A 21,863-nucleotide genomic window follows, 5' to 3' on the forward strand; every position below is an offset into this window, starting at 1 on the left:
AGTGACAGAGTGGGGACGAGCGACCCGACCCGAGAGGAGCGCACCGATGCGCGCCGTGTACGCCGAGAGCTTCAGCACCGCCGACCCGCTGTCCGGACTGGTGGTCGGCGAGCGCCCCGACCCGCAGGTCCCCGAGGGCTGGACGCGGGTCGCCGTCAAGGCGGCCGCGCTCAACCACCACGACCTGTGGTCGCTGCGCGGGGTGGGGCTGAAGGAGGACGCGCTGCCGATGATCCTCGGCTGCGACGCCGCGGGCACCGACGAGGACGGCAACGAGGTCGTCGTCCACGCGATCATCAACGACCCGCACTTCACCGGCGCCGACGAGACGACCGACCCGCGCCGCTCGCTGCTCTCCGAGCGCCATCAGGGCACCTTCGCCGACACCGTCGTCGTCCCGCGTCGCAACCTCGTGCCGAAGCCGGCCGGGCTGTCGATGACCGAGGCCGCCTGCCTGCCCACGGCATGGCTGACCGCCTACCGCATGCTCTTCGTCCGTGGCGGTCTGCGCCCCGGTGAGAGCGTGCTGGTCCAGGGCAGCGGTGGTGGCGTCGCGACGGCGCTGATCATCCTCGCCCGCGCGGCCGGGCTGCGCGTGTACGCCACCTCGCGCGACGAGGCCAAGCGGGCGCACGCCCTGCAGATCGGCGCCCACGAGGTCTTCGCGTCAGGCGAGCGGCTACCGGTCAAGGTCGATGCGGTCATGGAGACGGTCGGGCGGGCGACGTGGTCGCACTCGATCCGCTCGCTGCGTCCGGGTGGCCGCATCGTCATCTCGGGCACGACGAGCGGGCCGCGGCCCGACGACGCGGAGCTGACCCGCATCTTCTTCCTGCAGCTGAGCGTCATCGGCTCCACCATGGGCACCCGTGACGAGCTGGGTCAGCTCGTGCAGCTGCTGGAGTCCACCGGCTCGCGTCCGCTCATCCACTCCGAGCTGCCGCTCGAGCAGGCCCGCGACGGGTTCGCCGCGATGGAGTCCGGCGAGATCATGGGCAAGATCGTCTTCACCCTCTGACCGCCGCCTCAGAAGAGGATCGTCGAGAAGGTCCCGATCCGCTCCATGCCGATCCGTCGGTAGGTGGCGATCGCCGGGGCGTTGTAGTCGTTGACGTAGAGCGTGCCCAGGGGCGCGTGGTCGCTCATCGCCTGCTCGAGGGCGGCAGCCATCATGGGGGCGGCGAGCCCCTGCCCGCGCAGCTCGGGCGCGAGCCACACGCCCTGGATCTGGCTGGCCCCGAGCGCCACCGAGCCGACGTCGGCCTTGAAGATCACCCGTCCGCCCTCGACGACGACATAGGTCCGGCCCGCGCGGACCAGGCGCCAGATCGAGTCGCGGTAGAACGCGGGGCTGCCCGTGTAGGGCCGGTAGCCGATCTCCTGGGTGAACATGTGCTCGGCTGCGGGCAGCACGAGGTCGACCTCGTCGACGCGGGCCGGCCGCACCCGAGGGTCCAGCTCCACGCCGAGGGACGAAGGGGGTGTCCGCGTCGCCATGAGCGGCTGCTCGCCCCGGATGGCGCGGGGCTGGGGGAAGGCCGCACCGGCCTCGCGCCACAGGCCGGCCACCTCGTCGCGCGGTCCGAGGAAGGAGGCGCAGCGGCGCCGCACCTTGCGCACGTGGGCGGCCAGCGCGGGCCAGCTCTGCGCGCTCGTGCCGACGGGCACGACATTGGCGACGCTCCACACGAGGGCGGACAGACGCCCTTCGTCGAACCAGCCGTACGCGGAGGTCGAGCCGGAGCCGAGGCCACCGTCGAGGATGCGGCTGGCCACGAAGACGTGGGACGCGGGGTCCCGCGCGCACAGGTCCAGGGCCGCATCGACGTCGTCGGGGCCGAGGAGCCGGGTGGGTTGGCGGGTGCGCAGCACCTCGTCAGCCTAGTGATCCCGCGGGCGCCGTGCGTGGCGGAGAGGTCAGCTGACCGTCACGGTCGCGCCCGACTCCTCGCCGTCGAGGGGCTCGCCCATCTCCTCGGCGATGCGCATGGCCTCCTCGATGAGGGTCTCGACGATCTGGCTCTCGGGGACGGTCTTGATGACCTCGCCCTTGACGAAGATCTGGCCCTTGCCGTTGCCGGAGGCGACGCCCAGGTCGGCCTCACGGGCCTCCCCCGGGCCGTTGACGACGCAGCCCATGACGGCCACCCGCAGGGGGACCGTCATGCCCTCGAGGCCGGCGGTCACCTCGTCGGCGAGCTTGTAGACGTCGACCTGCGCGCGGCCGCAGCTCGGGCAGGAGACGATCTCGAGCTTGCGCGGGCGCAGGCCCAGGGACTGCAGGATCTGCTGGCCGACCTTGACCTCCTCGACCGGGGGGGCCGAGAGGGAGACGCGGATGGTGTCGCCGATGCCCCGGGAGAGCAACGCACCGAAGGCGGTCGCGGACTTGATCGTGCCCTGGAAGGCGGGGCCGGCCTCGGTGACGCCGAGGTGCAGCGGCCAGTCACCGGCCTCGGCGAGCAGCTCGTAGGCGCGCACCATCGTCACCGGGTCGTTGTGCTTGACCGAGATCTTGAAGTCGTGGAAGTCGTGCTCCTCGAAGAGGCCCGCCTCCCAGACCGCCGACTCGACGAGCGCCTCGGGGGTGGCCCGGCCGTACTTCTCGAGCAGCCGCTTGTCGAGGCTGCCGGCGTTGACGCCGATGCGGATCGAGGTGCCGTGGTCCTTGGCCGCCCTGGCGATCTCCTTGACCTGGTCGTCGAACTTGCGGATGTTGCCCGGGTTGACCCGCACGGCGGCGCACCCGGCCTCGATGGCCTGGAAGACGTACTTCGGCTGGAAGTGGATGTCGGCGATGACCGGGATCTGGCTGTGCCGGGCGATCTCGGCGAGCGCGTCGGCGTCGTCCTGGCTGGGGCAGGCCACGCGCACGATGTCGCAGCCCGCGGCCGTCAGCTCGGCGATCTGCTGCAGGGTCGTGTTGACGTCGGACGTCAGCGTCGTCGTCATCGACTGCACCGAGATCGGCGACTCGCTGCCGACGCCGACCGAGCCGACCTTGATCTGGCGGGTCGGGCGGCGGGGGGCGAGCACGGGGGCCGGGGCCTTGGGCATGCCGAGGGAGACGCTCATGCACCCATTATGCGACCTGGTCTCTGGGTGTCCCCTGTGGGACCCGCTAGGTCAGGCGGATCGGGTTGACGAGGTCCGCGTAGACGAGCAGCAAGGTCATCGCGATGAAGGCGATGGCGACGCCGTACGCGAGCGGGAGCGCCTTGGCCACGTCGACCGGACCGGGGTCGGGCAGACCGCGTACCCTCGCCCAGCCCTTCTTGACCGCCTCCCACAGGGCGCCGGCGACGTGGCCGCCGTCGAGCGGCAGCAGCGGGATGGTGTTGAAGGCGAAGAGGACGAGGTTGAGCGAGCCGAGCAGGCTGAGCAGCAGGATCGACTTGTCCCGGGCGTCACCGAAGATGTCGGAGCTCGCGACCTCGCCGGCTACGCGGCCGACGCCGACGACGGACATCGGCCCCTCGGGGTCGCGCTCGCCCCCGGCGAAGGCCGCCTCGGCCACGCCGACGAGCTTCTGCGGGATCTTCACGAGCAGGCCGTAGGTGTCGCCGAGCATGCCGCCGAAGAGACCGGGCACCGCGGTGATCGGCTGCTTCTGCATCTCCTGGCTGCCGGTGGCCCCGAGGAACCCGGCGCGCTCGGTGACGATCTCCCCCTTCGCGTCCCGCTCGACGCGACCGTCCGGCGTGTACACGGGCAGGTCGAGGACGATCGGGTCGGCCGTGAGGGTCCGGCTCGTGCCGTCGCGGTCGACGGTCACCGCGAGGGGCTTGTCGAGGTTGGCGCGGATCGAGCCGCGCACGTCGTCCCACGTGCTCACCGGGGTGCCGTTGATCGCGGTGATCGTGTCGCCGGGCTTGACGCCGGCGGCGTTGGCCGGAGCGACGGGCATGTCGGAGGTGCACTCGCTCGCGGCGCTCCGTCCGGACTGCTGGATGTCGACGCACTCGTTGACCGACGAGATCGTCGTCGTCGTGACGGCCACGCCGTTGAGGGTGAAGATGCCGGTGAAGAGCACGAGCGCGATGACGAGGTTCATCACCGGGCCGCCCATCATGATGACGACCCGCTTCCAGATCGGCAGCTGGTAGAACATGCGGCCGTCGTCGCCGGGCTGGACCTCCTCGAAGCTCTGCTGGCGCGCCTCGTCGACGAGCTGGCTCACACGCCCCGTGCTCGCGGTGCGCATCGTCCCGGGCGCCTGCCCCTTGGCCGGCGGGAACATGCCGATCATCCGGATGTAGCCACCGAGGGGGATCGCCTTGACGCCGTACTCGGTCTCGCCGCGGCGTCGCGACCAGACGGTCGGGCCGAAGCCGACCATGTACTGCGGCACGCGGACACCGAACTTCTTGGCGGGGACGAGGTGGCCGATCTCGTGCAGCGCGATCGACAGGCCGATGCCGAGCACGGCAAGGACGATCCCCAGGACGTAGAGCATGCCCTGATCGTCTCACGCCAGCCGCAGGACCGACCTGGCTTCGGCACGCGCCCAGGCGTCCGCGGCGAGCACGCCCTCGACCGTGTGGGCGTCGAAGCGGCTGTCGTCGTGGCGCCCCACGACCTCGCCGATCGTGTCGACGATGTCGGTGAACCGGCAGGCCCCCTCGTGGAAGGCGTCGACCCCCACCTCGTTGGCCGCGTTGTACACGGCCGGGTGGGTCCCGCCGGCCGCGCCGACCTGCTGGGCCAGCCGCACGGCGGGGAAGGCCTCGTCGTCGAGGGGCTCGAAGCGCCAGTCCTGCGCCTGCGTCCAGTCGACGGGTGTCTCGACGTCGGTGAGCCGCTCGGGCCACGAGAGCCCCAGGGCGATCGGGGCGAGCATCGTCGGCAGCCCGAGCTGGGCGATGACCGCGCCGTCGTGGAACTCCACCATCGAGTGGATGATCTGCTGCGGGTGGACGACCGCCTCGATCCGGTCCATCGGCACGTCGAAGAGCAGGTGGGCCTCGATGAGCTCGAGGCCCTTGTTGACGAGCGTCGCGCTGTTGGTCGTGATGACCCGCCCCATCGCGAAGTTGGGGTGCTTGAGCGCCTGCGCCGGCGTCACCTCGCGCAGCGCGGCCCGGTCCATCCTGCGGAAGGGCCCGCCGCTCGCGGTGACGACGAGCCTGCGGACCTCCTCGGCCCGGCCGGCCCGCAGCGCCTGCGCGATCGCCGAGTGCTCGGAGTCGACGGGCACGATCTGGTCGGGCGCCGCGACGTCCCGCACGATCGGGCCGCCGATGATCAGCGACTCCTTGTTGGCCAGGGCGAGGCGGGCACCCGATCGCAGGGCCGCCAGGGTCGGCCGCAGGCCGATCGCCCCGGTGATGCCGTTGAGCACGACGTCGGTGGGGGCGCCGGCGACCTCGGTGGCCGCTTCCTCCCCCACGACGACCTCGGGCGCGTAGCCGGTGACGCCGGCCTCCTGCGCGGCGACCGCGATGGCGGCGGTGAGCTCCTCGCGGCTCCCGGCCGCAGCGCCCACGAGCGAAGGGAGATGACGCGCGGCCTGCGTGGCGAGCAGCCCGATGTTGGCCCCGCCCGCGATGGCCGTCACCTCGAAGCGCCCCGGGTGGGCCTCGATGACCTGCAGCCCCTGCGTGCCGATCGACCCGGTCGAGCCGATGAGGGTGACGCGCGTGCGGGTCATGCGCCGGTCCCCGCCCGGCGGCTGGAGTCGATGGCCTGGCGCCGGGCGAGCCGGTTGGCCCGGCGGATCTCCGCCTCGCGGAACCGGCGCCGCTCCTCGGGCGTCTCGATCGTCAGCATCGGGACGTGACGGGTCCCCCCTTCGGCATCGACGGCGACGAAGACGAGGTAGGCGCTCGCGACGTGGACGCGGTCGGTGACGGCGTCCCAGCGGTCGACCTCCGCCCGCACGCCGACCTCCATCGACGAGGTGCCCGCCCAGTTGACCTGCGCGCTGACGTGCAGGACGTCGCCGACGCGGACCGGGTTGTGGAAGGCCATCTCGTCCATCGCGGCCGTCACCGCCGGGCCCTGCGCGAAGCGGTTGGCGGAGACACCGGCGGTGTCGTCGACCATCTTCATGATGTTGCCGCCGTGCACATTGCCCAGGAGGTTGGCCTCGGCCTGCGACATGACGCGCGAGAGGGTGATGCAGGTGTCGGTGGGAGTCGTCACGGGGCCATCATGGCAGCGTGACCACGGCACTCATGTGGGGCGTCCTCGCCGCACTGCTCTGCGGCAGTGCAGCTCGTCACCGGTCGGCGACGACGATGCTCAGGTCGGGGTACTCGGCGTCGAGGTCGGCGAGGACCGCGAGTACCCCGGCGTCGGTGCCGGTGCTCTCCGTCGCCAGGTGCGGGTCGGGGGCGTCGTGGTGGTCCGGTCGCCACACGAGCGTCCACGGGTGGTCGTGCCTGTCGGCGACGTCGCGCAGGCAGTCCATGAGCGCGTCGAGGTTGCGCCCGAAGTGCTCCGGGAAGAGCAGGCTCTCGGCGAACCGGTCGTAGATCTCCTCACGGTCGGCTCCCCCGTCGACGAGGTGCACGTGGTCGGTCCCGGCGACGGCGCGGGCGAGCAGCCCGTCGACCCCCGCGGCCTCGATGTGGATCATCGGCCCTCCTCGATCTGGCGGAAGCTGTCGTAGTGGTCGTCCGTGTAGTACCGGTCGCCCCGCTCGCCGCCGACGATGCGGCGGGCGCCGCGGTCGTCCTCGCCGGGCGTGGGCACCGTGTACTCGCGGTAGTAGCCACGGCGCTGCGACGGGAGGATCCCCTCCCGGTTGGAGAAGGTGATCCCGTCGCGGGCGTACGGGAAGGGCCCGCCTGAGCGGACCAGCTCCAGCGTCTCGCGACCCTGCGGCGGCAGCGCGGACTCCGCGACCGTCTCCAGGCCCGAGTCGGGGGTCGAGGTCGCCGCCGGGGTCGACGGCGGGGTCGACGGCGGCGCCCCCTTCGTGCCCTCGGCGCCGCCCTGGACGACGATCCACAGCGCGAGCAGGATCAGCAGCACTCCCCCGACCAGCTGCAGCCGGGTGCGCCAGGTCCGGGTCATCGCAGGACGCCGGTCATGTCAGAGGGCCAGGCCGACGTACTTGGTCTCGAGGTACTCCTCGATGCCCTCGAAGCCCCCTTCGCGCCCGAAGCCGGAGTGCTTGACCCCGCCGAAGGGGGCGGACGGGTTGGAGACGATGCCCTGGTTGATGCCGACCATGCCGAACTCCAGCGCCTCGGCCACCCGAATGGTCCGCGCGGTGTGCTCGGTGAAGACGTACGCGACGAGGCCGTACTCGGTCGAGTTGGCCAGGCGGACCGCCTCCTCCTCGGTGCGGAAGGTCGTGATCGGCGCGACCGGTCCGAAGATCTCCTCGGTGAGCACGCGCGCTTCCGCGGGGACATCGGTGAGGACCGTCGGCGGGTAGAACCACCCCTTGCCGGAGGGGACCTCGCCGCCGACGAGCGCGCGGGCGCCCTGCGCGAGCGCGTCGTCGACGAGCTCGGCGACGCCCGTGCGTGCCTTCTCCGTGATGAGGGGGCCGACGTCGACCCCCTTCGTCGTGCCCTTGCCCATGGTCAGCGCGCCCATCCGGTCGGCGAGCGCGGCGGCGAAGTCCTCGGCGACCGACTCGTGGACGATGAACCGGTTGGCGGCCGTGCACGCCTCGCCGATGTTGCGCATCTTGGCGAGCATCGCGCCCTCGACGGCGCGCTCGAGGTCGGCGTCCTCGAAGACGACGAAGGGGGCGTTGCCCCCGAGCTCCATCGACGTGCGCAGGAGCTGCGCGGAGGACTGCTCGACGAGCTTCTTGCCGACCGGGGTGGAGCCGGTGAAGGTCAGCTTGCGCAGGCGCGGGTCCCGGATGATCGGCTCGCTCACCTCGCCGGAAGAGGTCGTCGGCACGACGTTGAGCACGCCGGCGGGCAGGCCGACCTCGTCGAGCAGGCGGGCGAGCGCGAGCATCGTGAGCGGCGTCTCGTGGGCGGGCTTGACGACGGTCGTGCAGCCGGCGGCGATCGCGGGGCCGATCTTGCGCGTGCCCATGGCGAGCGGGAAGTTCCACGGGGTGATGGCGAAGACCGGGCCGACGGGCTGCTTCATCGTCATCAGGCGGGTTCCGCCCGAGGGCGCGACGGCGTAGCGGCCGTGGATGCGCACGGCCTCCTCGGCGAACCACCGGAAGAACTCGGCCCCGTAGGTGACCTCGCCGCGCGCCTCGGCCAACGGCTTGCCCATCTCGAGGGTCATCAGCATGGCGAAGGTGTCGGCCCGCTCGGTGAGCAGCTCGAAGGCCGAGCGCAGGATCTCCGAGCGCACCCGCGGGTCGGTCGCCGCCCACTCGGCCTGCGCGGCCACGGCGGCGTCGAGCGCGGCCCGCCCGTCGGCGACGGTCGCGTCGGCGACCTCGACGAGGGTCGCGGCGGTGGCGGGGTCGGAGACGGCGAAGGTGGCCCCGTCGCCGGCGTCGCGCCACGCACCGGCGATCCACAGCTGGGTGGGGGCGTACTCGAGGGCTGACTTCTGCGTCACGGTTGCCATGGGGTTACGTTACGACCAACGGCCCCGTCGAGCGACTGGCGAAAATCCTCCGGCTTTGACACGCTTGTACCGATGAACTTCCCGTCCTCGCCCCCGGAGAGCGCCATGACTGCCACCACCCCCTTCGCCCGGGTCCTGCTCGACCAGGCGCACAGCAGCGCGTGGTCCCTCGACGCCGACGTCGCCGCCCGGATGAACCCCGCCAACCCCGGTGACGCGAGCCTCGCCCGGGCCGCAGCGGTCCTGCGCGAGCGCGGCACCGAGGTCCTCGCGCACACCCACGGCGAGCTGACGGGCGCGGCCCTCGAGGGTGTCGACGTCCTCGTCATCGCCCACCCCGCAGCCGCCGCCAGTGAACGGGTCGCCGGCGACCTCCCACCGGTCCTCACCCCCGCCGAGATCTCCGCCGTCACCGACCACGTGACGAAGGGGGGCGGCCTCGTCGTCCTCGCCGAGTGCGACCACGACGCCCACGGCAACAACCTGAACGAGCTGCTCGCCCCCTTCGGCCTGGCGGTCGTCTCCACGCTCGTGCACGAGCGCGCCGACGGCGGCCGCCGCCACCTCGGCAACGCGACCTGGGTCCTCGGCGAGATGGGCACGGGTCCCGGGCAGGGCGTCATGGCCGGCATCGGCGAGCTGTGCTTCTACCGCGCCGGCACGATCGACGTCTCCCGCGCCCCCGGCGCCCGGGTCCTCGCCCGCACCTCGGCGACCGCGCACCCCGCCGGCCAGCCGCTGGCCGTCACCGTCGAGCACGGGCGGGGGCGCGTCGTCGTCCTCGCCGACTCCGACCTCGTCGGGGACGACTCGATCGGCGAGCTCGACCACGAGGAGCTCTGGGTCAATGTCGTGACCTGGGCGGGGAACCGGGCCGGCCACACGCTCCCCGAGGTGCCAGGCGCCCTGGCGCCGAGCCTCGGAGGGTCGGTGGCCACGAGCACGGCCTGGCTCGGGCTCAAGGCAGCGGTCGAGGAGCTGCGCCTCATGCAGGCCGAGGACGGGTCACTGCGCGCGGACGCCGACCGCGGGCGTGCCACCGCGCTCGTCGCCGCGATGATCGTGCGGATCGCCGAGCTGGCGCCGCGGTTCCCGCACGACGCGGACTACCTGGCCGCACTGCCCGTGGACCTGCAGCGCTGGGTCGACGGCGGCTTCGGCGTGCCCGACTTCCTCGACTCGCTGCTCGCCTTCCGCCCCGACCGGCACCGCGTCGACGGCGCCGAGCACCTCGTCGTCTTCCCGATGTACACGCAGAACGGCAACCTCGACCGCGTCTTCGAGGCCGTCCTCCTGGACGTCATGTGGCCGCAGTGGCTCGCCGACGTCGAGGCGACCTACGACAACCCGATGTTCCTGCCGGTCCGCTTCCTCGACTTCACCCCCGGCTACGACACCAACTCGGCCGTGCTCTTCCCCGAGACCGTCTCGGTGCGCGAGGTCCCGAGCTTCAGCTGGGGCGCGATCTTCTGCGACCGCGAGGCCGCCCGCTTCCGTCGCGTCAGCGCCGCGTCGGCCGAGGTGCTCGGGCTCGACCTGCCGCCGGAGGGCGAGCGGCTGCTCGCCTCGCAGGACGTCGCGCAGGCGACCTTCGCGATGTGGGACCTCATCCACGACCGCACGCACAGCCACGGGGACCTCCCCTTCGACCCCTTCATGATCAAGCAGCGGATGCCCTTCTGGATGTACGCGCTCGAAGAGCTGCGCTGCGACCTGGGCACCTTCCGGCAGAGCGTGCGGCTGGCGGAGCAGGGTCACCCGTACGCCCGCTCCGTCCAGCTGGCGATCCTCTTCGACCGGCTCTTCCGCTTCCCCGTCACGGGCGACCGGGTGCGCAACTACGACGGCCTCGGCGGTCAGCTGCTCTTCGCCTGGCTGCACAAGCGCGGCGTCCTGCGGTGGACGGACAACACGCTGACCCTCGACTGGTCGCAGGTGCCCGCCGCGGTGCTCGCCCTCGCCGACGAGGTCGAGGCGCTCTACCGCGAGGGCATCGACCGCTCCCGCGTCGGGCACTGGATGGCCGCGCACGACTTCATCGCCGGCTACGTCGCGCCGCACCCCGCCTCGGTGTGGGCGAAGGGGGCCGAGCACCTCCCCCTCGACGGCCCGCCCAGGGGCCTGACCGACCTCGTCCAGCAGGACGAGTTCCCGCTCAACGTCTTCTACGAGGCGCTGCGCAAGAAGCTGGCGCCCGTCATCGAGTCGACCCGCGGGATCACCGGCAGCCGCGACCCGCGCGCCGAGGACGCCGCCGCGGTTGAGAGGATCTCCGCGTGACCGACACGAGCACCCAGACCGGCACCGCCACCCCCTTCGCACCGCTCCACGACCCGTCGACCCGGGGCTTCGCCAGCGACAACTACGCCGGCATCCACCCCGAGGTCCTCGCGGCGCTCGTCGCGGCCAACGGCGGACACCAGGTCGCCTACGGCGAGGACGTCTACACCGCACGGCTCACCGAGGTGCTCGGTGAGGTCTTCGGGACCGGGGTCGGGGTCTTCCCGGTCTTCAACGGCACGGGGGCCAATGTCCTGGCGCTGCAGGCCTGCACGCCGCGCTGGTCCTCGGTGCTCACGACGAGCAGCGCCCACATCCACGTCGACGAGGCCGCCGCCCCCGAGCGGGTCGGCGGGTTCAAGGTCAACGTCATCGACACCCCGGACGGCAAGCTGACGCCCGAGCTCATCCGCGCCTACCCGGCCCGGGTCGAGGACGAGCACTTCGCCCAGGTGGGGGTCGTCTCGATCACCAACTCGACCGAGGTGGGGACGGTCTACACCCCCGCCGAGATCCGGGCGATCGCCGACCTCGTCCACGACCTCGGCTGGGTCCTGCACCTGGACGGCTCCCGCCTGTCCAACGCAGCGGCCGCGCTCGGCGTCGGGCTGCGGGAGCTGACGACCGACGCGGGCGTCGACATCCTCTCCCTCGGCGGGACCAAGTGCGGCGCGATGCTCGCCGAGGCCGTCGTCGTCCTCTCCCCCGAGCGGGTCCACGGCACCACCTTCCTGCGCAAGCAGTCGATGCAGCTCGCGAGCAAGATGCGGTTCGTCTCCGCCCAGCTGCTCGCGCTCTTCGAGGGTGACCTGTGGCGGCGCAACGCCGAGCACGCCAACGCGATGGCTCGGCGACTCGCTGACGGCGTCGCGGGCATCGAGGGCCTGGAGCTGCCGCACGAGGTCGAGGCCAACGCCGTCTTCCCGATCCTGCCGCGGGAGTCCAGCGAGCGGCTCATGGAGAGCTTCCGGTTCTACTTCTGGGACGAGGCGAGCGGGCAGGTCCGGTGGATGTGCGCGTGGGACACGACGGAGGGTGACGTCGACCGTTTCGTCGAGGCGGTGCGGGCCGAGCTGGGCTGATCCCGCCTGTGGGATCCCTCACAAAGGTGTGTTCATTCAGGCGGTACCCAGCCTCGTCGACTAGACCTGAAGGGTGGCCCGCCTCCCCCGACTGACCAGCGCACCGGTTCTCGCCGGTGCGCTCGTCGTGTTCACCCTCCTGGCGGCCGGTCCCCTGCAGCCCTACGACGAGATGTTCCAGGGCTACTGGGCCAAGCACTACACCCCCAACTGGGCGACCTTCCTCGACAAGGTGCCCAACGCCGTCGCCGGTCAGGCGGTCTGCCTGCCGGTCCTCGCGGCAGTGGCGATCCGTCTCGCCTGGCGCCACCGCACGTGGCACCCTCTCGCCGTCGTCGCGGCGGCAGAGGCCGGGTTCTACGTCGGCATCGGGGGGATGAAGGTGCTGCTCGGGCGCACCGCGCCCGCGGCCGGCGAAGGGGGGTTCTGGCAGGGGGGGCCGCTCGCCCACGGGTGGTACGGCATCGCCTACCCCTCGGGGCACGCCGCCGAGGCCGTGCTGATCTACGGGGCGGCCGCCTACCTGGTGCTCACCTACGCCGGTCCCGACCACCGTCTGCGGCGCCGTCTGACCTGGCTCGTCGGGCTCATCGCGCTCAACGCGATCATCGTCGCCTTCTACCTCGGGTTCCACTGGCCCACGGACCTCGTCGCCGGTCTGCTCGCCGGCGGGCTCGTCCTGCGCCTGCTCGTCGACGGCGACCGGGCGCTCGCGCGGCGGGGCCTCCCCTTCGGCTGGAGCCACGAGATCCGGCGCCCCGAGCCCGAGCCGGCCCAACGCCCCCAGCCCGTGCCCGTGCCCGCCGCGGTCTGGCTGCGCGCGCCGCTGCCCCGCCCGGTCCACTCGATCCGGCCGCTCACGGCCGCCTGGTCGGTCCCCATCCCCGGCGCCCAGCACCCCCGCCCGCGACCCGACCGGGAGCTCCAGCTCCACTGAGACGCTGCATTGCCCTAGGGCAATGCAGCGTCTCGACGTCGAGAGAGTGCATTGCCCTAGGGCAATGCAGGTCTTCCCGCGCGGTTGGGGGCCGCCGGGTCGCGCTCCTCCATCCCCCACGGCGAGCCGTAGCCGTACGGCGCCGGCGCGGCGAGCAGCTCCAGGAAGGGGCGGGCGTCGAAGGCCTCCGGGCCCTTGGCCCCCGAGCCGGACCACACCCCGCTCCCGAGCAGCTCCAGTGCGATGACCGGGTTGAGCGCGGTCTGCCACACGACCGCCTGGGCGTCGTACTCACGCATCGAGACCTCGTTGTCGGCGACGTGGTAGAGGTACACCGCCCGCGGCTCGCCGTCCTTGGTGCCGGTGACGAGCAGGCCGGCGCACGTCCTGCCGACCATCCGCGGACCGATCGTCGACGGGTCCGGCAGCACGGCCGCGACGACGTCGCGCGGGCTGACCCGCACGCCCTTGACGTCGACCGGCTCGGTCGAGTCCAGGCCGAGCTCGTGGAGGTTCCTCAGCATCGAGATCATCTGCTCGCCGAGCCCGTACTTGAAGGTCACCCGCCGCGCGTCGACCCACCGCGGCATGAGGAGCACCTCCTCGTGCTCGACGTGCACGCACTCGACCGGCCCGATCCCCTCGGGGAAGTCGAAGACCTCCGGCTCGGCGAAGGGCGGCATCGTCGCGAAGCCCGCCTCCACGTCCCCGCCGGCCCGCTCGCTCTCCCACACGACGGGCGGGTTGAGGCACTCCTCGATGATCGTCCACATCGAGAAGCCGGGGGCGAAGACCTCGTTGCCGTGCTCGTCGTGGACGACGAGGTCGGCCCCGTCGCGGGTGCCGAGCTCGTCGATCTCGTCGAAGAGCTCGTCGGCCGCGTACCGGGCGAAGACGTCGGACAGCCCCGGCTCCACGCCGATGCCGAGCAGCGCGAGCCGGTCCGCGGCCTCCCACTCCCCCGCCCTGGCCAGCTGCAGGTCCCCGAGCTTGACGCCCGGCAGCTCGTGCGGCCGCTCCGGGTGCGGCGTCGACAGCGACATCGCCATGTCGAGGTAGTCAGCGCCGGCCGCGAGCGCGCCCTCGAAGATCGGCATGACGAAGCGCGGGTCGACCGCGTTGAAGACATGGGTGGCACGGTGCTGCCGCGCCAGGGCGGTGACCGCTGCGGCGTCCGACGCGTCCACCTGGGCGGCGACGAAGACTGCGGTTCCATGACGGCCCGGGCGCCCCTCCCTTCGTGCCTCGGCGGCCGCGACGCTGGCCTGCGCCCGCTCGAGCGAGTAGTCCGCGACCACCCACAGCTCGTAGAAGTCCCGCTCGGCGGCGATCTTGGCCGCGGCGTCACCGACGCCCCCGGCGCCGATCATCAGCACGCGCATCCGACTCTCCTGACTCACTTCGAGGTGCGGCTGCTCACCACGCGCTGACCGACCACGACGAGCAGGACGGCGATGACGAAGAGTGAGAAGCCGATGACATTGGCCTGGGCGGGGATGCCGCGCAGGTAGCTGACGTAGACGAACTTGGGGAAGGTGCTCGTGTCGCCCGAGACGAAGTTGGTGATGATGAAGTCGTCGAAGCTCAGGCTGAAGGCGAGCATCGCGGCGCCGACGACGCCCGGCATGACGAGCGGCAGCGTCACCCGCCAGAAGGTCCCGGCCGTCCCGGCGTAGAGGTCCTGGGCGGCCTCCTCCATCCGGGGGTCGAGGCTCTCCAGGCGCGCGCGCACGGTGACGACGACGAAGCTCAGGCAGAACATGATGTGCGCGATGACGATCGTCCAGAAGCCCAGCTGCAGGCCGATCCGGGAGAAGCCCTGGACGAAGATCGTCAGCAGGCTCGCGCCGAGGACGATCTCGGGCGTGGCCATCGGCACGAAGACGAGCAGGTTGCCGGCGGACCTCCCGCGGAACCGGTGCCGCACGAGGGCGAAGGCGATCATCGTCCCCAGGACGGTCGCGACGAAGGTCGCGAGCAGCCCCACCTGGAGCGAGGTGACGAGCGAGTCGCAGATGCCGGGCGCGCCGCAGGGGTTCTGCCAGTGCTTGAGCGTCGGCCCGGCGTTGGAGTTCCACGTGATGTTGGACTTGCGGTAGTCGTTGAAGCTGAAGATGAAGGTGTAGAGCACCGGCAGGAAGAGGTAGAAGAGCACGAGGATCGCTGCGATCATCGCGAAGCGGTCGCCGACCCAGCGGGTCACGGAGCGCATCTCAGACCAGCTCCTCGGTGCCGAAGCGGCGCACGTAGAGGAAGACGAGCACGAGGATCATCGCCATGAGCGTGAAACTCAGCGCCGCGGCCGTGTCGTAGCCGCCCGGCACCCGGAAGAACTGGCTCTCGATGACGTTGCCGACCATCTTGGTGCTGCGGTCGGACCCGAGGAGCTCGGCGTTGACGTAGTCGCCGGAGGCGGGGATGAAGGTGAGCAGCGTCCCCGCGAGCACGCCCGGCATGGAGATCGGGAGCGTCACCCGCGCGAAGGTCGTCAGGCCGTTGCCGTAGAGGTCCCCACCGGCCTCGATGACCCGGGCGTCGGCGCGCTCGAGCGAGGCGTAGATCGGCAGGACCATGAACGGCAGGAAGTTGTAGGTCAGGCCCGCGACGACCGCCACCCAGGTCTCGGTGATCCGCCCGCCCGGCAACATGTGCAGGGTGGTGAGCACGTTGGCGACGATGCCGTCGTCGGCGAGGATCTGGCGCCACGCGATCGTGCGCAGGATGAAGGAGGTGAAGAAGGGGGCGATGACGCAGATGAGCATGACCGGTCGCCACGCCCCCGCCTTGAAGGCCATGGCGTAGGCGAGCGGGTAGGCTAGGACGAAGGCGAAGAAGGTCGCGAGCGCCCCGAAGACGAGCGAGCGGACCATGTGCGGCCAGAACTCGGTGAGCGCGTCGACGTAGTTGCCGACGTTGACGTCGCGGTAGTAGTAGCCCGGGGCTCCGGGGTAGTCGCTCTGCAGCGAGACGGTGAACAGCTGCACGACGGGCACGACGAAGAAGACGACGAGCCAGAGGATGCCGGGCAGCAGGAGCAGGTAGGCGTACCGCTGCGAGCGGCGGGCGACGACGACGTCTGGGTCGGGTTCCACCCCCCGCGTCGCCGTGGTGGTGGTCACGACGCCTCCCCCGTGGCGATGAAGGCCTTGTCCTGCGCTCCCTCGGGGAGCCCGTCGGCGGCGACGACGAAGGCGTGCGCCGGGTCCCACGAGATCGACACCTCGTCGCCCGGGCGGGTGGCCTGCGGCTCGACGTCGAGGTTCTGCTCGTAGACCTGCCACTGGCCGCCCGAGGGCACGGTGACGAGGTACTGCGTCGCGACACCGGTGAAGGAGACGTCGGCGACCGTCGCCCGCACCTCGCCCCCCGTACCCCCGTGACGAAGGGGGTGCAGCCGCACCTTCTCGGGCCGCACGCCGAAGAGCACCTTGCCCTCGGTGACCGCGGCGCGCGAGCGCGGCACCCGCACCGTCGTGCCCGCCGCGTCGGCCACGAGGTGGTCGCCGTCGCTGCCGGTGATCGTCGCCGGGACGAGGTTGGACTGGCCGACGAACCCGGCGACGAAGGCCGTGCCGGGCAGGTCGTACAGGGCCTCGGGAGCGCCCATCTGCTCGATGTGCCCCTTGTTCATCACCGCGACCGTGTCGGCCATCGTCATGGCCTCCTCCTGGTCGTGGGTGACGTGGATGAAGGTCAGCCCGACCTCGGTCTGGATCCGCTTGAGCTCCACCTGCATCTGGCGGCGCAGCTTGAGGTCGAGGGCACCGAGCGGCTCGTCGAGCAGCAGCACCTCCGGCCGGTTGACGATGGCCCGGGCGAGGGCGACGCGTTGCTGCTGACCACCGGAGAGCTGCCCGGGGCGACGCCCCGCCAGGTGCCCCATCTGGACGAGCTCGAGGGCGTCCTCGGCGAGCTGCGGCGCGTCCGAGAGGCCGCGTCGCCTGGGGCCGAAGGCCACGTTGTCGCGGACGCTCAGGTGCGGGAAGAGCGCGTAGCTCTGGAAGACGGTGTTGACCGGCCGCTCGTAGGGGCGCGAACCGGTGAGGTCGGTGTCGCCGATGAGCACCCGGCCGCCGGTCGGCTGCTCGAGACCCGCGACCATCCGCAGCGTCGTCGTCTTGCCGCACCCGGAGGGACCGAGCAGGGCGAAGAAGGAGCCCTGCGGCACCTGCAGGTGCAGGTCGTCGACGGCGGTGAAGTCCCCGAAGGTCTTGGTCACCGCGTCCAGGCGCAGGTCCCCCTTCGCCTCCCGGAAACCGCCGGACGAGGTGCGCGAGAAGATGCCCATCAGTTGCCCACCGCCTTCGCCCACAGGGCCGAGTAGTCCGCGTCCTCCTGGGCCGAGAGCGCCCGGAAGCCGACGATGTCGTGCTCGGCGATGTAGTCCTCACCGGGGAAGATGAAGGGCGACTCCGCGAGATCCGGGTCGATCTTCTCCATCTCCTCGCGGGCACCCTCCACGGGGCAGATGTAGTTGACCCAGGCGGCGACCTCGGCGGCCACCTTCGGCTCGTAGTAGTAGTCCATGACGCGCTGCGCGTTGCGGCGGTGGTGGCTCGTGATCGGGACCATGAGGTTGTCGCTCCAGAGCATCCCGCCGCTCTCGGGGATGACGAACTCCCAGTCCTCGTCCTCGGTCTCGGCGCGCAGGATGAACAGGTCGCCGGACCACACGATGCCCGCGACGGCGTTGCCGCTCTTGAGGTCGTTGAGGTAGCTGTTGCCCTTGATCCGGCGGATGTAGCCGTCGTTCACGCGCTTGTCGAGCTCGCCGATCGCGGCCTCGAACTGTTCCCGGGTGAAGTCACCGGAGGGGTCGACCCCCTGCTGCTGCATGATCAGGCCGAGCGTGTCGCGGAACTCGCTGAGCACCGAGATGCGGCCCTTGAGGTCGTCGGCCCACAGGTCCTCGAGCGACTTCAGCTCCCGACCCACCTTCTTCTTGTGGTAGCCGATCCCGGCGAAGCCGGACTGCCAGGTGAGCGAGTGCTGGCGTCCCGGGTCGAAGGAGACCTCGCGCAGCGGGGCGAGCAGGTTGCCGGCATTGGCCATCTGGATCAGCTCCAGCGGCTGGCACAGCCCCTCCCGGATGATCCGGTTGGCCATCCAGTCGGTGAAGGTGAAGATGTCGCGGTTGATGTCCTGCTTGGCCCGCAGCTGCGGGGCGATCTTGTTGAAGTACGTGTCGTTGTCGTCGATGTCCTCGGTGTAGCTGACCTTGATGCCGGTCTGCTTCTCGAAGGCGGTCAGCGTCGGGTACGTCTTGCCGGCGTCGTCCATGTCGAGGTAGGCCGTCCAGTTGGCCCACCCGACGGTCTTCTCGGTGTCCGAGCGGTCCTGCGGGAGCTCGACCGCGGCCACGCCCGCGGTCGGGGGCTCCGGCGGGGCGCACGCGGCGAGCGCGCTGCCGCCGATCCCCAGCGCCGCGAGGCCCAGGACGTCCCGCCGGCTCGGTCCGTGCCGGCGACGGCCACGGGCCGAGGCCTGCGCGGCGCGCACGAGAGCAGCGATTTCGGGATCGGCTGGCTGCCGAAAGGGGTCCATCGCGGACCTCGCTTCCGTGAGGAGGGACGAAGGGGGTGAGCGTCAGCTCTCGATGTTGGCCATGACGTGCTTGATGCGGGTGTAGTCCTCGAAGCCGTACATGGACAGGTCCTTGCCGTAGCCCGAGTGCTTGAACCCGCCGTGCGGCATCTCGGCGACGAGCGGGATGTGGGTGTTGATCCACACGCAGCCGAAGTCCAGGCGCTTGCTCATGCGCATCGCCCGCCCGAAGTCCTTGGTCCACACCGAGGAGGCGAGGCCGTACTCCACGCCGTTGGCCCAGGCGACGGCCTGGTCCTCGTCGGTGAACCGCTGGACCGTGATGACCGGACCGAAGATCTCGTCCTGGATCGCCTCGTCGTCCTGGTGGAGCCCGGAGACGACGGTCGGCGCGTAGAAGAAGCCCTCGCCCATCGCGCTCAGCCGCTCGCCGCCCTGCGCGAGGTGGGCGTGGTCGGGCAGCCGGTCGATGAAGCCGGCGACCTTGGCCAGCTGGTCCTTGTTGTTGACCGGGCCGAGCAGCGCGTCGTCGTCGTCGGGCATGCCGACCTTGGCGTTGTCGCGGGCGTACTCGGCGAGCGCGGCGACGAAGTCGTCGTGGATGCCGGGGGCGGCGAGGACCCGGGTCGCGGCGGTGCAGTCCTGGCCGGCGTTGAAGTAGCCGGCCGTGGCGATGCCCTCGACCGCGGCCTCGATGTCGGCGTCGTCGAAGACGACGACGGGCGCCTTGCCCCCGAGCTCGAGGTGGGCGCGCTTGAGGTTCTTGGCCGCGGAGGCGGCGACCTCGAGGCCCGCGCGGACCGAGCCGGTGATCGCGACGAGCCCGGGGGTCAGGTGCTCGACGAGGGCGCGGCCGGTGTCGCGGTCGCCCGTGATGACGTTGAAGGTGCCGGCCGGCAGGAACTCGGCGGCGATCTCGGCCATGAGCAAGGTCGTCTCGGGCGTGGTGTCGCTCGGCTTGAGGACGACCGTGTTGCCGGCGGCCAGGGCGGGGGCGATCTTCCACGCGGCCATCATCATCGGGTAGTTCCACGGGGTGACCTGGCCGACGACACCGATCGGCTCGCGACGGATCCAGCTCGTGTGCCCCTGCATGTACTCGGCCGAGGCCCTCCCCTCGAGCACCCGGGCGGCACCGGCGAAGAAGCGGATCTGGTCGCACATCACGGGCACCTCCTCGGAGGCGGTGAGGGCGTGCGGCTTGCCGGTGTTCTCCCCTTCGAGCCGGATGAGGTCCTCGGCGCGCGCCTCGAGGGCGTCGGCGAACTTCAGCAGCGCTGTCTGGCGCTCCCCCGGCGTCGTCTCGCCCCACCGCGCGAAGGCGGACTCGGCACTCGCGTACGCGGCGTCGACATCGGCCTGCGTCGAGACGGGCGCGTGGGCGACGACCTGGCCGGTGGCCGGGTTGACCAGCTCGGTGCTCGCGTCGCCCGAGGCGTCGACGTACGCGCCACCGACGAAGTTGCGCAGGGTCCGGGGCTGGGTCACGACAGGGTCCTTCCGATCGGGAATGTGACCCCGACCATAGTGCTTGTCGTGTCGATATCGACAGGTCTCGGCGACATCAATTCGGAAAACATCAGCCCATGGCTCACATAGACACGGATTTCGTCGCTCTCGGCTTGCCATCCGTCCTGGATCGCGTCACGATGGCGACATGTCCGCCGCCGTCCAGCTCGACGAGATGAGCAAGCAGATCATCGAGCACCTGCAGGAGGACGGCCGTCAGTCCTACGCGACGATCGGGCGTTCCGTGGGTCTCTCCGAGGCCGCCGTGCGCCAGCGCGTCCAGCGTCTGCTCGACGCAGAGGTCATGCAGATCGTCGCGGTCACCGATCCGCTCCAGGTGGGCTTCCACCGGCAGGCGATGATCGGGATCACCGTCGAGGGCGACCTGCGACCCGTCGCCGACGCCCTGACGGACATGCACGAGGTGTCCTACGTGGTCACCACGGCGGGCAGCTTCGACGTCCTCGCCGAGATCGTCTGCGAGGACGACGAGGAGCTGCTCGTCCTGCTCACCGAGCGCATCCGCACCCTGCCGGGCGTGCGCTCGACCGAGACCTTCGTCTATCTCAAGCTCAACAAGCAGCACTACAACTGGGGGACCAGATGACCCGACCGCCCACCACCGCCCTCGGCACCGACATGCAGCAGGCGGCCCGCGACCACCTGTGGATGCACTTCACCCGCCACTCCGTCTACGAGCAGGGCGGGCACATCCCGACGATCGTGCGCGGCGAGGGCCACAAGATCTGGGACGACGCCGGCCGCGAGTACATCGACGGCCTGTCCGGCCTCTTCGTCGTCCAGGTCGGGCACGGCCGCACCGAGCTCGCCGAGACCGCGATGCGGCAGGCGGAGAAGCTCGCCTTCTTCCCCATCTGGTCCTACGCGCACCCCGCCGCGATCGAGCTCGCCGAGCGGCTTGCCCAGGGCGCCCCCGGCGACCTCAACCGCGTCTTCTTCACCACCGGTGGCGGCGAGGCCGTCGAGTCCGCGTGGAAGCTGGCCAAGCAGTACTTCAAGCTCACCGGCAAGCCGAAGAAGCACAAGGTCATCTCGCGCGCGATCGCCTACCACGGCACCCCGCACGGCGCCCTGTCGATCACCGGGCTGCCGCCGCTCAAGGAGGACTTCGAGCCGCTGGTCCCCGGCGCCCACAAGGTCCCCAACACCAACATCTACCGCGCCTCGGACGAGCTGCGCGAGGACCCCAAGGCCTTCGGCCGCTGGGCCGCCGACCGGATCGCCGAGGCCATCGAGTTCGAGGGCCCGGACACGGTCGCGGCCGTCTTCCTCGAGCCGGTGCAGAACGCCGGCGGCTGCTTCCCGCCGCCCCCGGGCTACTTCGAGCGGGTCCGCGAGATCTGCGACGAGTACGACGTCCTGCTCGTCTCCGACGAGGTCATCTGCGCCTTCGGCCGGATCGGCTCGATGTTCGCGTGCCAGGACTTCGGGTACGTCCCCGACATCATCACCTGCGCGAAGGGGATGACCTCCGGCTACTCCCCCATCGGAGCGATGATCGCGAGCGACCGCCTCTTCGAGCCCTACAAGAAGGGGGCGACGAGCTTCACCCACGGCTACACCTTCGGTGGGCACCCGGTGAGCTCGGCGGTGGCGCTGGCCAACCTCGACATCTTCGAGCGCGAGGGCCTCAACGAGCACGTCAAGACGAATGCCCCCGCCTTCCGCGCCACGCTGGAGAAGCTGCTCGACCTCCCCCTCGTCGGGGACGTCCGCGGCGAGGGGTACTTCTACGGGATCGAGCTGGTCAAGGACAAGGCGACGCGCGAGACCTTCGACGCCGCCGAGTCCGAGTCGATGCTGCGCGGGTTCCTGTCCAAGGCGCTCTTCGACGCGGGCCTGTACTGCCGCGCCGACGACCGCGGCGACCCGGTGGTCCAGCTCGCCCCGCCGCTCACCATCGGCCAGCCCGAGTTCGACGAGATCGAGTCGCGCCTGCGCTCGGTGCTGACGGAGGCCGAGAACCACCTCTGAGGCTAGGTTGGCCG

The 21,863-nt window shown here is 71.1% G+C and carries 20 protein-coding genes; 6 read left to right on the forward strand and 14 right to left on the reverse strand.

Annotated elements, in window-relative coordinates; genetic code table 11:
* Positions 1-46 precede the first annotated feature (46 nt).
* Positions 47-1,018 carry a zinc-binding dehydrogenase gene (locus JT1_RS08355; protein WP_068325121.1) on the forward strand — a complete coding sequence of 324 codons (972 nt, stop codon included), beginning with the start codon at positions 47-49 and terminating at the stop codon, positions 1,016-1,018.
* Between the two features lie 8 nt (positions 1,019-1,026).
* Here the strand turns inward: JT1_RS08355 and JT1_RS08360 are convergent, their stop codons facing one another.
* The 8 genes from JT1_RS08360 to JT1_RS08395 all read right to left on the reverse strand — a co-directional run bounded on the left by JT1_RS08360 (position 1,027) and on the right by JT1_RS08395 (position 8,502).
* Complete coding sequence (locus JT1_RS08360; RefSeq protein ID WP_068325122.1) at positions 1,027-1,872, reverse strand: GNAT family N-acetyltransferase; 846 nt, start codon at positions 1,870-1,872, stop codon at positions 1,027-1,029.
* Between the two features lie 45 nt (positions 1,873-1,917).
* Positions 1,918-3,075, reverse strand: a complete 1,158-nt coding sequence (ispG, locus tag JT1_RS08365) for a flavodoxin-dependent (E)-4-hydroxy-3-methylbut-2-enyl-diphosphate synthase (RefSeq protein ID WP_068325123.1) — start codon at positions 3,073-3,075, stop codon at positions 1,918-1,920.
* 46 nt (positions 3,076-3,121) lie between these two features.
* Entirely contained in the window at positions 3,122-4,456 is a 1,335-nt protein-coding gene (locus JT1_RS08370; protein ID WP_068325124.1) for a M50 family metallopeptidase, read from the reverse strand.
* 12 nt (positions 4,457-4,468) lie between these two features.
* A complete protein-coding gene (gene dxr / locus JT1_RS08375) occupies positions 4,469-5,650 on the reverse strand; it encodes a 1-deoxy-D-xylulose-5-phosphate reductoisomerase (RefSeq protein ID WP_068325125.1) in 1,182 nt (393 codons plus the stop codon).
* On the reverse strand, positions 5,647-6,144 hold the full coding sequence (locus JT1_RS08380) for an acyl-CoA thioesterase (protein ID WP_218005570.1): 498 nt from the start codon (positions 6,142-6,144) through the stop codon (positions 5,647-5,649). The genes dxr and JT1_RS08380 overlap by 4 nt, the downstream gene beginning before the upstream one ends.
* Positions 6,145-6,220: 76 nt before the next feature.
* Positions 6,221-6,580 carry a barstar family protein gene (locus tag JT1_RS08385; RefSeq protein ID WP_068325126.1) on the reverse strand — a complete coding sequence of 120 codons (360 nt, stop codon included), beginning with the start codon at positions 6,578-6,580 and terminating at the stop codon, positions 6,221-6,223.
* Positions 6,577-7,020 (reverse strand): guanyl-specific ribonuclease, encoded by a 444-nt coding sequence (locus JT1_RS08390; protein WP_068325127.1) that lies wholly within the window; start codon positions 7,018-7,020, stop codon positions 6,577-6,579. The genes JT1_RS08385 and JT1_RS08390 overlap by 4 nt, the downstream gene beginning before the upstream one ends.
* Positions 7,021-7,038: 18 nt before the next feature.
* Positions 7,039-8,502, reverse strand: a complete 1,464-nt coding sequence (locus tag JT1_RS08395; RefSeq protein WP_068325128.1) for an NAD-dependent succinate-semialdehyde dehydrogenase — start codon at positions 8,500-8,502, stop codon at positions 7,039-7,041.
* Positions 8,503-8,607: 105 nt separating this feature from the next.
* Here JT1_RS08395 and JT1_RS19145 point away from each other — a divergent pair, with 105 nt between their 5' ends.
* The 3 genes from JT1_RS19145 to JT1_RS08410 all read left to right on the forward strand — a co-directional run bounded on the left by JT1_RS19145 (position 8,608) and on the right by JT1_RS08410 (position 12,801).
* A complete protein-coding gene (locus JT1_RS19145) occupies positions 8,608-10,782 on the forward strand; it encodes a DUF6421 family protein (RefSeq protein WP_068325129.1) in 2,175 nt (724 codons plus the stop codon).
* Complete coding sequence (locus tag JT1_RS08405) at positions 10,779-11,864, forward strand: threonine aldolase family protein (protein ID WP_068325130.1); 1,086 nt, start codon at positions 10,779-10,781, stop codon at positions 11,862-11,864. Before JT1_RS19145 ends, JT1_RS08405 begins: the two co-directional genes overlap by 4 nt.
* A 73-nt stretch (positions 11,865-11,937) precedes the next feature.
* Entirely contained in the window at positions 11,938-12,801 is an 864-nt protein-coding gene (locus tag JT1_RS08410; RefSeq protein WP_068325131.1) for a phosphatase PAP2 family protein, read from the forward strand.
* Positions 12,802-12,857: 56 nt separating this feature from the next.
* On the opposite strand, the gene JT1_RS08415 is transcribed toward JT1_RS08410, so the two are convergent.
* The 6 genes from JT1_RS08415 to JT1_RS08440 all read right to left on the reverse strand — a co-directional run bounded on the left by JT1_RS08415 (position 12,858) and on the right by JT1_RS08440 (position 19,833).
* Positions 12,858-14,183, reverse strand: a complete 1,326-nt coding sequence (locus JT1_RS08415) for a saccharopine dehydrogenase family protein (RefSeq protein WP_068325132.1) — start codon at positions 14,181-14,183, stop codon at positions 12,858-12,860.
* Positions 14,184-14,197: 14 nt separating this feature from the next.
* A complete protein-coding gene (locus JT1_RS08420; protein WP_068325133.1) occupies positions 14,198-15,013 on the reverse strand; it encodes an ABC transporter permease in 816 nt (271 codons plus the stop codon).
* A 1-nt stretch (position 15,014) separates the two neighbouring features.
* Positions 15,015-15,920, reverse strand: a complete 906-nt coding sequence (locus tag JT1_RS08425; RefSeq protein WP_068325134.1) for an ABC transporter permease — start codon at positions 15,918-15,920, stop codon at positions 15,015-15,017.
* Positions 15,917-17,089, reverse strand: a complete 1,173-nt coding sequence (locus tag JT1_RS08430; protein WP_068325499.1) for an ABC transporter ATP-binding protein — start codon at positions 17,087-17,089, stop codon at positions 15,917-15,919. The genes JT1_RS08425 and JT1_RS08430 overlap by 4 nt, the downstream gene beginning before the upstream one ends.
* Positions 17,089-18,300 (reverse strand): ABC transporter substrate-binding protein, encoded by a 1,212-nt coding sequence (locus tag JT1_RS08435; protein WP_371836282.1) that lies wholly within the window; start codon positions 18,298-18,300, stop codon positions 17,089-17,091. The genes JT1_RS08430 and JT1_RS08435 overlap by 1 nt, the downstream gene beginning before the upstream one ends.
* Before the next feature lie 87 nt (positions 18,301-18,387).
* Entirely contained in the window at positions 18,388-19,833 is a 1,446-nt protein-coding gene (locus JT1_RS08440; RefSeq protein WP_068325136.1) for a gamma-aminobutyraldehyde dehydrogenase, read from the reverse strand.
* Between the two features lie 169 nt (positions 19,834-20,002).
* On the opposite strand from JT1_RS08440, the gene JT1_RS08445 reads away from it, so the two are divergent.
* Complete coding sequence (locus JT1_RS08445; protein WP_068325137.1) at positions 20,003-20,461, forward strand: Lrp/AsnC family transcriptional regulator; 459 nt, start codon at positions 20,003-20,005, stop codon at positions 20,459-20,461.
* Complete coding sequence (locus JT1_RS08450) at positions 20,458-21,849, forward strand: aspartate aminotransferase family protein (RefSeq protein WP_068325138.1); 1,392 nt, start codon at positions 20,458-20,460, stop codon at positions 21,847-21,849. Before JT1_RS08445 ends, JT1_RS08450 begins: the two co-directional genes overlap by 4 nt.
* Positions 21,850-21,863: the final 14 nt, after the last annotated feature.

The sequence above is a fragment of the Janibacter terrae NBRC 107853 genome (assembly GCF_001591405.1).
GTDB lineage: Bacteria > Actinomycetota > Actinomycetes > Actinomycetales > Dermatophilaceae > Janibacter > Janibacter terrae.

Excerpts from the sequence above, each read along its gene's own strand:
- JT1_RS08355 (WP_068325121.1), top strand. The coding sequence starts at position 47 with ATGCGCGCCGTGTACGCCGAGAGCTTCAGCACCGCCGACCCGCTGTCC.
- ispG (WP_068325123.1), bottom strand. The coding sequence starts at position 3,075 with ATGAGCGTCTCCCTCGGCATGCCCAAGGCCCCGGCCCCCGTGCTCGCC.
- JT1_RS08370 (WP_068325124.1), bottom strand. The coding sequence starts at position 4,456 with ATGCTCTACGTCCTGGGGATCGTCCTTGCCGTGCTCGGCATCGGCCTG.
- dxr (WP_068325125.1), bottom strand. The coding sequence starts at position 5,650 with ATGACCCGCACGCGCGTCACCCTCATCGGCTCGACCGGGTCGATCGGC.
- JT1_RS08385 (WP_068325126.1), bottom strand. The coding sequence starts at position 6,580 with ATGATCCACATCGAGGCCGCGGGGGTCGACGGGCTGCTCGCCCGCGCC.
- JT1_RS08390 (WP_068325127.1), bottom strand. The coding sequence starts at position 7,020 with ATGACCCGGACCTGGCGCACCCGGCTGCAGCTGGTCGGGGGAGTGCTG.
- JT1_RS08395 (WP_068325128.1), bottom strand. The coding sequence starts at position 8,502 with ATGGCAACCGTGACGCAGAAGTCAGCCCTCGAGTACGCCCCCACCCAG.
- JT1_RS19145 (WP_068325129.1), top strand. The coding sequence starts at position 8,608 with ATGACTGCCACCACCCCCTTCGCCCGGGTCCTGCTCGACCAGGCGCAC.
- JT1_RS08415 (WP_068325132.1), bottom strand. The coding sequence starts at position 14,183 with ATGCGCGTGCTGATGATCGGCGCCGGGGGCGTCGGTGACGCCGCGGCC.
- JT1_RS08420 (WP_068325133.1), bottom strand. The coding sequence starts at position 15,013 with ATGCGCTCCGTGACCCGCTGGGTCGGCGACCGCTTCGCGATGATCGCA.
- JT1_RS08430 (WP_068325499.1), bottom strand. The coding sequence starts at position 17,089 with ATGGGCATCTTCTCGCGCACCTCGTCCGGCGGTTTCCGGGAGGCGAAG.
- JT1_RS08445 (WP_068325137.1), top strand. The coding sequence starts at position 20,003 with ATGTCCGCCGCCGTCCAGCTCGACGAGATGAGCAAGCAGATCATCGAG.
- JT1_RS08450 (WP_068325138.1), top strand. The coding sequence starts at position 20,458 with ATGACCCGACCGCCCACCACCGCCCTCGGCACCGACATGCAGCAGGCG.